Origin of the sequence: Bifidobacterium sp. B4111 (assembly GCF_026537235.1) — a bacterium.
Taxonomy (GTDB): Bacteria; Actinomycetota; Actinomycetes; order Actinomycetales; family Bifidobacteriaceae; genus Bombiscardovia.
This window is the reverse complement of sequence record NZ_JAFNMO010000002.1, coordinates 84139-95922: the sequence shown is the minus strand read 5'-3', so window position 1 is coordinate 95922 and position 11784 is coordinate 84139. Positions and strand designations below refer to the sequence as shown.

General features: G+C 58.8%; 9 protein-coding genes. 6 read left to right on the top strand and 3 right to left on the bottom strand.

Annotated features, from left to right (window positions below; genetic code table 11):
• Positions 1–110: 110 nt before the first annotated feature.
• From J3T93_RS04305 to trxA, 3 genes are all read right to left on the bottom strand, one after another.
• Positions 111–3683 (bottom strand): InlB B-repeat-containing protein, encoded by a 3573-nt coding sequence (locus J3T93_RS04305; RefSeq protein WP_416378829.1) that lies wholly within the window; start codon positions 3681–3683, stop codon positions 111–113.
• 536 nt (positions 3684–4219) lie between these two features.
• Complete coding sequence (locus J3T93_RS04300; RefSeq protein WP_324123865.1) at positions 4220–5203, bottom strand: G5 domain-containing protein; 984 nt, start codon at positions 5201–5203, stop codon at positions 4220–4222.
• Positions 5204–5376: 173 nt separating this feature from the next.
• A complete protein-coding gene (gene trxA / locus J3T93_RS04295; RefSeq protein ID WP_267401117.1) occupies positions 5377–5721 on the bottom strand; it encodes a thioredoxin in 345 nt (114 codons plus the stop codon).
• Between the two features lie 171 nt (positions 5722–5892).
• Here trxA and J3T93_RS04290 point away from each other — a divergent pair, with 171 nt between their 5' ends.
• The 6 genes from J3T93_RS04290 to J3T93_RS04265 all read left to right on the top strand — a co-directional run bounded on the left by J3T93_RS04290 (position 5893) and on the right by J3T93_RS04265 (position 11777).
• Entirely contained in the window at positions 5893–6522 is a 630-nt protein-coding gene (locus J3T93_RS04290) for an NUDIX hydrolase family protein (protein WP_267401119.1), read from the top strand.
• Positions 6523–6545: 23 nt separating this feature from the next.
• Positions 6546–7403, top strand: a complete 858-nt coding sequence (locus J3T93_RS04285) for an alpha/beta fold hydrolase (protein WP_267430962.1) — start codon at positions 6546–6548, stop codon at positions 7401–7403.
• Positions 7400–8437 carry an NAD(+) diphosphatase gene (gene nudC, locus J3T93_RS04280; RefSeq protein ID WP_267430673.1) on the top strand — a complete coding sequence of 346 codons (1038 nt, stop codon included), beginning with the start codon at positions 7400–7402 and terminating at the stop codon, positions 8435–8437. Before J3T93_RS04285 ends, nudC begins: the two co-directional genes overlap by 4 nt.
• A gap of 87 nt (positions 8438–8524) precedes the next feature.
• Positions 8525–10123, top strand: a complete 1599-nt coding sequence (locus J3T93_RS04275; RefSeq protein ID WP_267430672.1) for a L,D-transpeptidase family protein — start codon at positions 8525–8527, stop codon at positions 10121–10123.
• A 39-nt stretch (positions 10124–10162) separates the two neighbouring features.
• Entirely contained in the window at positions 10163–10576 is a 414-nt protein-coding gene (gcvH, locus tag J3T93_RS04270) for a glycine cleavage system protein GcvH (RefSeq protein WP_267401122.1), read from the top strand.
• Between the two features lie 10 nt (positions 10577–10586).
• Positions 10587–11777 carry an App1 family protein gene (locus tag J3T93_RS04265; protein ID WP_220236912.1) on the top strand — a complete coding sequence of 397 codons (1191 nt, stop codon included), beginning with the start codon at positions 10587–10589 and terminating at the stop codon, positions 11775–11777.
• Positions 11778–11784 lie beyond the last annotated feature (7 nt).

Genomic DNA, 11784 nt, shown 5'->3' with positions numbered 1-11784 from the left:
AGGGTGCGCATAGAGCAAAGTAGATACAGAGACCGCAGCAAGGCCCCGCCATGTATGTAGTGGCGGGACCTTGCTTGTTTGTGGCCTGGTGATGTGGTTGGCACTTCGGGTCAGTGCTCGTGTCGGACGTTCGTCCTTCCACCTTGTCCACTTTGCATTTCAACCCGCTGACGTTTTGCGGCCAAGCCACTGATTGCGGCCAGCGATCCAGCCAAGATGGTGATCAGGATGCCTGTTTCTCCTGTCAAGGGCAGGACGCCATAGTGGATGAAACGGAAGGCATTGGTCTCATCCTCGGGTTGTGGAGCCCCATTGAGCGTCCAAGTGATGCTGACAGTCGTGTCGCCGGCCTGGTGGTTTGGCGTCAGCACGGTCCATGCGCCGTCCTCCTGCCCCGTGAAGCTTGGACTGGTTCCTCTGGTGTTTCCGAATTTCACTGTGGATGGGATACCGAGTCTGAAGGGGAAGAGTGCGTCGACAGGGGAATAGGCTGTCTGCGTTGCATTGTTGCCCAAGCGTCCTTGGCCGTTGTCTCCCCAGCCCAAGGTGCTGCCGCTGGAGGCTATAGCCAGAGTGTGGTCAGTGCCAGCACTGACCTTGACGAAGTGGTCGATGCCTGATGGATTGCCCATCTTGGTTGGCTTGTTCAGGCTGCCTGTATTTCCGGTCCCCAGCATGCCTGATGAGTTTTGACCCCAGCCCCAGATGTTTCCGTTCTGGTCCAGAGCCAGTGAATTGCCGCTAGCTCTGCTGGCTGTCAACTGAGTGAACATGCTGACGTTTGTAGGCATGGCTACCAGGGACGGAGCAGTCCTTATGTTGGTGTCGCTCAGGCCGAGCTCTCCATTGCTGTTTCCGCCCCAGGACCATAGGCGTCCCAGCTCATCGAGGGCGAAGGAGTGGCCTGTGCTTGCCAATATTTGCACAGGCTTGAAGCCGCCTGTCGGGTTGGTGTCTGGCTTGGCCTGGACAGGTATGGAGGTGAAACCATTGAGTGTTACATCGCTCGTGTTGCCGAGGACACCGTTCTGGTTCGATCCCCAGCCCCAGGCATGGCCTTGGGTGTCAGTCGCCAGGGAATGTGAACCGCCCGCACTGACCTGTGCATAGCGGAATCCCGTCGTTTCGCCTTGCGGAGTTGCAACCTGGACGGGTCTGGTGGCGATTCCTGTCGTCGCTACAGTGCTAGAAGGAACGCCTAGTTTGCCGAACTCATTGGATCCCCAGCCCCAGGCTCTGCCCTGCTCGTCTACGGCGAGGACATGAGTGATTCCCGCGCTGATACCAATGAGACTGAAGTTTGTTGCCGTCATCCCGCTTGGGGCTTGCACGCGAATCGGGCTCGAGCTGTATGCAGCTGAGCCATTGGTAGCAACGGCATTGTTGCCCAGCTGTCCGGAGCTGTTGAGTCCCCATGCCCAGACGTGGCCCTGTCCATCCAGAGCCAATGAGAAGGCTCTTCCTGCACTGACCTGTGTGAATCGGATTACGCCTGTCGGTTTGGGAATCTGAACCGGCGTCAAGCGGTCCGTTGTGGTCCCATCGCCCAGCTGTCCGTATTTATTGGCCCCCCAAGAATAGACGTTTCCATCCGATCCGAGAGCCAATGAATGATCGTCGCCGGCACTGACTTGGCTGAACCTAATGCCCCGTGCTGCAGGTGGTATCAGGATCACCTTGGTCTGACCGCTGTCGGGACCCTGCTTGGGAGAGGTGGTCCATTGCCCGGCGCCTGCCGTCCAGTGGGCTGTCAGTTTCGTGGGACCCTTGACGGGGGAAGAAAAGTCGTAGGCCGCATCGCCGTTGAACCAGCCGTCGAATAGGAAGCCCGGTCGGGTCGGGTCTTGATCTGGTCTGGGAACCGTTTGGTCCTCGATGACCGACTGACTGGTGGTCTGGCTGCCGTCAGCCTTATCGAAAGAGACGACATATCTGGGCGGGTCATAGGTGTAATTCAGGATTTCATCGAACTGCTGGCCATAGAGATTCCAGGTAATGGTCGCATCTACTCGCCCCTTCCTATGAGCTGGGGTCATCACCTGCCAGTTCGTACCTGCTTTTTTGATATCGTTGACCAGTGTTTGGTCGAATTTGACCGCAGTAACATCTGGCGAAAGCGGGAAAGCAGCCAAGCTTGGTGTCAGCCTCATCGCCTGCTTATTATCCGTACCTATAGGAACCTCTGGATCACCTAACTGTCCGCCGTTGTTCCATCCCCAGGTGTACAGGTTTCCATCTGATCCTAATGCAGATGATTCTTCCCATCCTGCATTGATCTGAGCCCAAGTGAATTTCTGGGCAGTTGTAGATGTTGGTTGATTGACAATGTGTGGTCTATTGATGTATGAACCGTCGGTGCTTATATCTTTGATACCTAGTTGGCCGTGATCGTTTCGTCCCCAGGAATAGAGATTGCCGTCCGAGCCAATGGCTAGGACGTGAGAGTCTCTTATCATGACTCGTATCCAGGTAAACCCTGACGGTGCTCCGTTGGGTGGAGATATTAAAGTGGGTGTTTTTCTATCTTCTGCATTGCTGCCATCTCCTAGCCGTCCGTATCCGTTCCATCCCCAAGCGTAAAGATCTCCATTCGTGCTGATTGCGAAACAAGATGTATCTCCCGCGTTGAACTGGGAGAAGGTAACGCCGGCGGGTTGGTGGACCTGAACAGGAGTAGATCGCGGAATATCGGTCCCATCTCCTAGCCGTCCGTATCCGTTCCATCCCCAAGCGTACAAGTTGTCATCTGAGCCTAGGGCAAAAGAGTTATACCGTCCAGCACTTAACTGAGTGAAAGTGACTCCTGCTGGCCTGCTGACAAGTACAGGTTTGCTGCTATACGCATCGGAATTATCGGTGCCAGTAGGGACGCTGGTGTTGCCGAGCTGGCTGTACTCGTTCCATCCCCAGGCATAGAGATTGTGATCTGAGCCTAATGCCAGGGTGTGATCCCATCGGGTGCTTACTTGGGTCCAGGTAAATCCATTTGAGACACCGGCAGGCTTCGGAACCTGGATAGGAGCCGACCGGTTTGTGGTAGTTCCATCGCCAAGTTGTCCACGGGTATTGTTCCCCCAAGCATAGAGGTTACCGTCAGAACCTATAGCGAAAGAGGAATGGTCGCCAGCGGCAATGGTAGTGAAAGTGAATTGGGCTGACGTATTGGCCGGCTTGTTTATTTTCACTGGTGTTTGTCGCAGAGTGTTGGTGCTGTCGCCCAATTGTCCTGAACTATTATCACCCCAGGCGTAGAGGTTTTCATCCGACCCAAGAGCCAAGGAATGGGTTGCTCCTGATGTGATTTGAGAGAATTTGATGCCACGGATTGCTGGGGGAGTCAGTGTCACTGCAGTATTTCCCGATGCAGCTCCGTGCGCAGGTGCCAGAGACCAATGGCCATCGCCGGCTGTCCATTTTGCAGTCAGCTTCAGGTTGCTGGTGACGGGCTGGTTGAAGTCGTAGGCTACCTGGCCCGTAAACCAGCCGTCGAAGAGGTATCCGTGCTTGGTGGGATCTGTCGGTCGTTTCGCCAGACCTCCCGAAGGGATAATTTGTGCGACAGGGGCTTCTGTGTCAGCTTGGACCGTGTCAAAGGTGACCGAACATTGACTATTGGGGCAAGAACTTATCGACCGAGTGGAAAGAGCGGGGCTTGCTGAGTCTAGTGAAGTGGGGGAGGGCAAAGCCGGAGAGGGTGTTAGTTGAATAGAGGAATCCAGCTTTTGAGTTATAGGTGGTGTGGAAATATTAGAGGGAATTTGAGTAGAGCCAGGTATACTTGGAGTCCCCCCCCCCCCCCCGTCCCTGGATTTTTCATGCTTTGCGATGCTATTGGGGATGCGGTGGCATCTGCCTGTGCTAGGTCAATCCACGAAAGGTTTGCCAATATAAACCCTGATACGATAATAGCTATAAGAGAAGTAATGCAGCATGCGCGATTCTTATATAACAATTGCATACGGTCCTTTTCAAAAGCAACAGCGCATACAACATTGCAACTGCATCTCCGACTCAATCCGCACGGCCAACGTGTATGTCGCTCAATTATGATTAGTTTATCACAGCTCTGGAATACCGAGGTTTCAGTGATGGCCTTCTCTCGCTTGACGATCGGATTATCAGCAGGTAATTGGAACAGGTCGTGTCTCAGGCAAAAAAGAACTTCCGGTAAGCCGAACTAGCCTACCGGAAGTTCCTGGTTGAGTTGTATGAAAACGAATCAGTACCAGTTGGATGACTGGGAATGAGCCCATGCGCCACAGGGTGTCCCATAGCGGCCCTGGATATAGTCCAGTCCCCAGACGATCTGAGTGTGGGCGTCTGTCTGCCAGTTGGGGCCGGCTGAGGCCATCTTGCTGCCGGGCAACGCTTGTGGAATGCCATAGGCACCTGAGGGGTTGGCGGCATTGGTCCGCCAACCGGACTCCTTGTTCCACAGCTGCACCAGGCAGGTGAACTGGTCTTCGCCCCAGCCGCGGGAGGCGACCACATCGTGGGCGATGCTCTGGGCTTCGCCTACAGGCGTCGTGGTGGTAGTCGAGCCGGACTGTGCAGGGGTTCCGCCACCAGTGCCCACCAGGATTACCTTATCGACGGGGACGGTCTTAACGAAGGATGCGAATATATTGCTGGCCAGATGTTTGCTGCCGGCTTCGGTGACCAGGCTGGTGGTCTCCATGACGCCATTCTGCCCCTCAGTCTTGACCTTGGTGGTGCCTGCCGGCAGGGAGTCGGTCTTTTCTTCGATGGTGTTGAAGGGGATGGGCGACTCGTCAGTTTTGACTTGGGCGTTGGCCCGGTCGATGCGGATGATGGTCTTCTCGTTGATGCGAGTGGTCAGCGACGGGGCGATCTGGTCTCCCGGCTGCAGGGTAATGTCCCCGGCTTCCAGCACGGATTTGACATCGGTGAAGCCGTTGCCCAGCACCACCTTGTTCTTCCCGTTGATCTGCACATTCACGTAGGATGTACCGGAGTTGGCACCGCCCGCACCATTGCGGATGGCCTGCCTAGTGCTGCTGCGGGACACCGTGCCAAGATCCTGGGTGGCGGAATAGGATGTTACGCCGGACTTGGCCGAGTTCTCAGTGGATGCGTAGAAGTCGCGCGAGGCGAAACCCGCGCCAATGACCATACCGAGAACAGTAACACCGGCGGCTAGACGCAGCCACTGACGCTTGGTCAGAGCCTTGACCGCACTCATCCGTCCTCTACGGTGGTTCGCCATTACTCTCCTCTGTTGGACCGACAGATCCTCAGTGATCAGTCGACTTAATGCTTCTTATCGACCGCATGCTTCCGGTAAGACCGAAATGGTCACTGGACAAATACATCTCTATTTTAGTACAAACTTGCCTTGGAGCCAACTCGACTGGCTCAGGGCTGCGCAGGGGTTGACAAATCGGCCTTACGTGCCTGGTTGATCAGGTCGTCCAGATCCGAAGACCTGAGCGCGCCGGCCTGCTTGAAGATGATCTGCCCCTGCTTGGTGATCATCAGCGTGGGCACCGCCTGGATGTCGGCCGCCGCGGCCAAATCCCGGTTCTGGTCGATATCCACCTTACCGAAGACGATGTCGGTGTTGGCCTGCGAAGCCTTCTCGAAAATGGGGCCAAAGGCCTTGCAGGGCCCGCACCAGGTGGCCCAGAAGTCAATCAGCACCAGGTCGTTGTCCTTGATGGTCTGCTCGAAGTTTTCCGAAGTGATAGTCGTGGTGGTCATAATGACGCTCCTTGAAGTCGCTTGACTGTCGCGCGGGAAGCTCCCGTGTTTAGCAACCGCTTTCAACCATCAGCATTTCATCAAGGCTGGAGAAAGCGCCCGAATATGCTCTGGGTGGAGATGTCCGTCGGGGTCCCGTGGGCGGTCAAGCCTGGTGCGGATAATGGAACCATGCCAGTGCTGAACGACGAGATTCCCGATGATGACGACTTCGATGCCGATCGCGACCGTGGCGCCTTCTCGCACATCACTCCAGAGGACTTCAACCGGGGTTTTTCGGGTTCGAATCCTCCCGGATGGCTGGACCGTGATGCCATTGACCGTGCGCGGCGATGCCTACCCATGCCCTATGTGGAGGTAGTGCCGGTTCGCGTGGATGAAATGAGCGCTGTCACCCAAGTGGGCACTCTTCTGCGCGTGGATGATCAGGGCAACATTGAACGCACCCTGATCACCGGACGGATCCTCTACCATGAAACCATCAGGGAGGCTCTGGCCAGAAACATCGCCAAGGATCTGGGCCAGTTGGCCCTGCCTATGCTGCCTGCCAGCCCACAGCCCTTCACCGTGGCTGAGTTCTTCCCCACACCGGGGGTCTCGGAGTACTACGACCCCCGCCAGCATGCCATCGCTCTGTGTTATCTGGTGCCGGTGGCCGGGGACTGCAAGCCCCAGGACGAGACCCTGGATGTGGAGTGGATCGATCCCAAGGCGGATATGCTGGAGTCCTTCATGAGCCAGATGCCTGGTGGGCACGGCAAGGTGCTGATGAGCGCCCTGACCTGGGCTGGTGCACTATGAGCCGTGAAACCTTGGAGGCGGGCATGAACATCGTCAATACCGTATATCGACAAGGGGAGGGGCTGCCCTTGGTGCTGGTCCATGCTTTCCCTGTGGACCACCGCATGTGGAATCGGTGTGCGGCCTTGCTGATTGACCAGGCGGATCGTGCTGGTATGGCCCCCTTTCCTGTCTATGCGCCAGATATGCTCGGAGCAGGCGATTGCCCCCTGCCTGAGCCGGCGTCCTGTGGCCCGGCAGACTCTGATGGCGCCCTGCCTAGTGCTCTGGATGCCATGGCTCGAGCCTTTGTGGATATGGTCGCCGCCACGGGGGCGCAGAAGGCCATCTGGGTCGGACTTTCCATGGGAGGCTACCTGGTCGAAGCCATAGCCAGACTTTATCCACAGATGGCGGCCGGGCTGGCCCTGTGTGACACCACCATGATGGCTGACCGTCCAGTCTCCCGGGCCAACCGGCTGCGGATCGCTCAAACTTGCGAGGTGGAGGGGACGCTGGATCCGGTCATGCACTTCGCCAGGCCTCAGGAGGGCGATTCCAAGGTCAAGCGTTCGCCTGCTTTCGTGCAGACCATGACCGAATGGATACAGTCCCAGGATCCTCGCGGCATCGCCTGGCGAGAGCGGATGGCTGCAGGCCGCCCGGATCAGAGCGATCTTGTCGGCAGCATCAGGGTGCCCGTGGCCCTGGTCAGCGGTCGCTGCGATCCATCCAGCCCCCCACGTGTCATGGAGCCTCTGGCCCAGGCCATGCTTCAGGCAGGAACCGACGTTACTTTTACCGCTATCGACGACTGTGGCCACTTCAGCGCCGTCGAGCATCCGCACCAGGTGGCCGTTGCCCTGTTGGATCTGGTTCGTCGCGTGGGGAGGCTCTCATGAGCAATCCTAAAACGGTCTTCTCCCCGCTGGCTCTCACCGAGCCCCTGCCCTTCCTGCCCCTGGCACAGGGGGATGTGGACTACGACACGGCATCGCGGCCGCAGCCCGGTCTGCTTGACCACCTGCTGGACCAGGACGGCACGGGGGTCATCCTGGTGAGGGGCGAGAAGGTGGCCGTGCCCAGGGGTGAGGGAGCCTTGTCTGGCCGCACCGGAGCCAGCATCCGTCTGGCCACACTGCCCGCTGCATACTTGCGGGGTCCTTTAGCAAGCTCGACAGACCAGTTCGAGCCGCCCTGCTACTACCTGGGGAAGGCCGACCAGCAGGCCTGGCTGGCCCTGGATCTGGATCTAGCCTGTGCCGGTCGGGTCGTCCATGACCCTCTTCGTGACCTGGTTCAGGCTGCGGATCAGCGCTTCGACTGGCTTGGCCTGCGCGAGTATGCCCCTCATGGACATCCGCGTCAGGTGGGCCTGGCAATCTGCGCAGTCGCTCTGTCCGTATGGCATGGACTCCAGGTCTTCTGTCCCCACTGTGGCGCACCGGTTCATCCCTGCCAGGCTGGATGGGCTCAGATCTGCCAGGGGAATGTGTCGGGGGACAGACACACGCTCTTTCCCCGCATCGAGCCCGCAGTGATCATGGCCGTGGTGGACGGCCACGATCGGCTTCTGCTCCAGCACAACCGGAAGTGGGTTCCTGGCTTTCGTTCGGTCACTGCCGGATTCGTCGAGGCTGGAGAAAATCTGGAGCATGCAGGCCGGCGTGAGGCTCTGGAAGAGGTGGGCCTGAATTTGGGGGAGATGCGTTACCTGGGCTCTCAGCCCTGGCCCTTCCCCTCCTCCCTGATGGTGGCCTTCAAGGCCAGATCCCTGAATACTAATATCCGGGTGGATGGTCAGGAAACCGAGGATGCCGGCTGGTTCACACGGGAGGAATTCAGCAATGCTCTGGCCTCGGGCCGGTTGCACATACCCCAGGCGGCCAGTGTTGCCAGACATATGATTGAACAATGGTATGGCAGCGAGCTCTGACCGGTTTGGGAAGGCCCGTGCCTCTGGGTTTGGTTCTGTCGTAAAATATTTTGTGGAAATGTAAGTAGCGAAAGGTGCATTATGGCCATGGAGGGGCAAGAAGAGCCTCGTATTCCGGATGTCGACCAGACTGAAACTGTGACCATGCCGCCCGCGACCGGTAACGGGCCCGACCCAGTGGACCTGTTCGCCGACGAACAAGCAGAGCGGGCTTTCGGCGCAGGTGCCAGCGACAAGACTCCTTCGAGTGGTCATCGAGGACGCACCATCCTGGCCATGTCGCTTCTGGCTGTGCTGATTCTGGTAGGCTGCTGGTTCGGCGTTCGTGCTTTCTTCCGTGATCGGGTGGCCCCCGGCGTCACCTTAGGCGGAAAGGTCATGATGGGCCGGACCAGCGACCAAGTCCGGCGGATCGTCGATCAGCAGGTGCGCGACTCCCAGGTGGAGCTCAAAGGCAATGGGGCCTCTGCGCGGGCTGGGTTGAAGGATTTGGGCGTGAGCGTGGATCAGGATGCCACAGTCACAAGAGTCATGACAGCCAAGGGCCCTGCAGGCCTCTCCCGGCTCAACCCCTTCTATAGCGAGGCGGTGCCGCTGGTGGCAGAGCGGGATCAACTGGCCATGAATAAGTATTTGACTGAACGTTTCATCCCCAGTCAAGATCGCTCTGTTCCTTCCACCATCGTCTTTGATTCCGGTGCTCATGCTTTTAGAGCCCAGGAGGGACGTGGCGGCAAGGGGGCTGAACTGGGCCGTGTGCAGAGTGCTGTCTCCTCCTTGATAGACAAGCCAGGCAGGCAGCTGGCTGTTGGGCTGGTCTACAAGGATGTGGGCATGCCCATCAGCCTGGACACCGCCAATCAGGTGGCATCTCAAGCCAACCAACGGCTGGCCAAGGATCTGGTCATCAAGGGAGCTGATGACGATGTCATGACTGTTCCGGCCGCCACTGTAGCCACCTGGGTCAAGCCGGTGACAGACCTCAGCAAGGGAACCATGGAGCTGGGCTTCGATCGGCAGGCCATCCAGCAGTATCTGGATCAGGAGCTAGCTCGGCATCTGGATCGGGATATGGTCACCGCCGTCAATGTCAAGAACACCAAGGGCGATGTAGTGGCTGAGACCACCAAGGGCGTAGACGGGGTCCGTGTTACGAATGTGCCCGCCACAGCTGATCTGGTCGTCAAGGCCCTGGTCCAGGGCGACGTGAACCCGATCCAGGCGAGCGCTGAGGTCACGCCTCACAAGGAGCAGACTCGGGTGGCCCGCTATGACGTGCCTGACGGCGACATCTGGATCCGAGTCAACCTGAGCGATCAGACAGCCACCGCCTACCATGGGACCACCGAGGTTAAGGCCTTCCCTATCTGTTCGGGCAAGCCCTATGACGGGGACTGGTCAGATACAGGCACTTTCTTCATCAATGTGCGCTATACCGTTCAGACCATGCGCGGCCCCGGCTACGTGTCGCCCAATGTCAGATGGGTCTCCTACTACAATGGCAGCGAGGGCTTCCATACGGCCGATTGGAACTACGGAGGCATTGCCAAGGGCGACCCCACTCACTACGGATCACACGGCTGCATCAACATGTATGAGCAGGATGCCAAATGGATCTACGACAACGCACCGGTCGGGACCATGGTCAAGGTGGAGGGACAGGTTCCGCCAGGTCCGGCCCGATAGGTGCAACTGTCGCGGCAGACGGCCGAGTAGGCTGGAACCATGAGCGATGAACACAGTGATGGAACTTCCCGTCTGGATGTGCCCGACCATCTGCAGTATTCCCAGGATCACGTCTGGATCGACCCTAGCCAGTCCCCGGCGCCCATGGGTGTGACCGAGTATGCGGCGGATCAGCTGGGAGAACTGGTTTTTCTGGACCTGCCCGAGACCGGCACCCACGTCGATGCCGGTGATGAGGTCATCGAGCTGGAGTCCTCCAAGGCTGTTGAGCCGGTGGTCTGCCCGGTGGCGGGCACCATCGCCTACGTCAACAGGGCGGCCTCGGACGATCCGGAGGTCATCAACTCCGACCCCTATGGGGAAGGCTGGATAGCCAAGATCGATCTGGAGGACGATGAGCCCGATCTGATGAGCGCCGAGGAGTACGGTCAGCTGCTGAAGAGCCTGAACTGACGGTCCGGTGATGACCAGGCGATCCGGCCGCAATGAAGGGCCTCTGCGGGTCCGTTCGGTCAGCACTACCTTCGATTCGGCCGCGCCCGGTGAGGGCATCGAGAGCAGACCAGCCCCGGTGCGTCTGCTGCGTCGCCTGATTACTGGCGCTTTCGACCTCTGGGTGGGGCTGTCCATCAATATGACCGGCCGCCTGGGCTGGTCGCCCGACGTTCAGCCCTATGTGGGCTACGGCACCGAATCATATTCCCGGCTGATCTGCCGCACCATTCTGACTGACGGCCGCAGACGCGGGGATCCGGCCATTCGGGGCATCCGTGGCCTGCTGACCGTACCTGCGCCCAGGACCAGGGTCAGTCTGGCCATCGACAGCACTGCCATCGGGAGGGTCCAGGTGGGTGACTCCTCGGTCTACGATGCTGTCGATCCCGCCCGCAGCCTGAGCGCGGATGCGGTCTTCTCGGACCGATCGGGCTATCTGGATCTGGTGGCCGAGCATGGTCTGGTCCCAGGCGTGCACCGTGTCTCCTACCAGGTACGGGGCCGCCGGCCCATCGATGCGCCGCTCTACATCGTGCCCGGTCAGACTCCTGTCGGCGTCATATCCGACGTGGACGACACCATCATGATCAGCCAGGTGCCGAATCATTGGAAGGCTGCCTGGAACCTGCTCCTTTCGAATCCGCACCGCCGGTCCTCGGTGCCGGGCATGGCCGTGCTCTACAACCGCATCCGCGATCTGGACCCCCGGATGCCTTTCTTCTACCTGTCGGCCTCGCCCTGGAATGTGGAGGGATCCATACGCGGATTCATCCGCGATCATGGCTTTCCTGCCGGGCCTCTGCTGCTACGGGATCTGGATCCCAGGCCCAAGACCTTCGTGCCTTCCATCGTGCAGCACAAGATGGAGTTCATCCGCCAGCTCATGGCCGACTTTCCCAAGATGCGCTTCGTGCTCATGGGCGACGACGGCCAGAGCGATCCCTCCACCTTCGCTCAGGTGGTACGGCAGTATCCGGGCCGGGTCCTGGCCATCGGCATCCGTCAGTTGAGCCCCCAGGAGACCGGGCTGGGAACCTTGGTCAAGCGCACTGCCACACAGCCGGTGCCCGTGACGGAGGTGCCTGTCTTCTACGGGACCACGGGCGCCAATCTGATGCGGACCCTGCTGCCTTATCTGCGTCGCCGCGCCCGAATATAATCGCCCC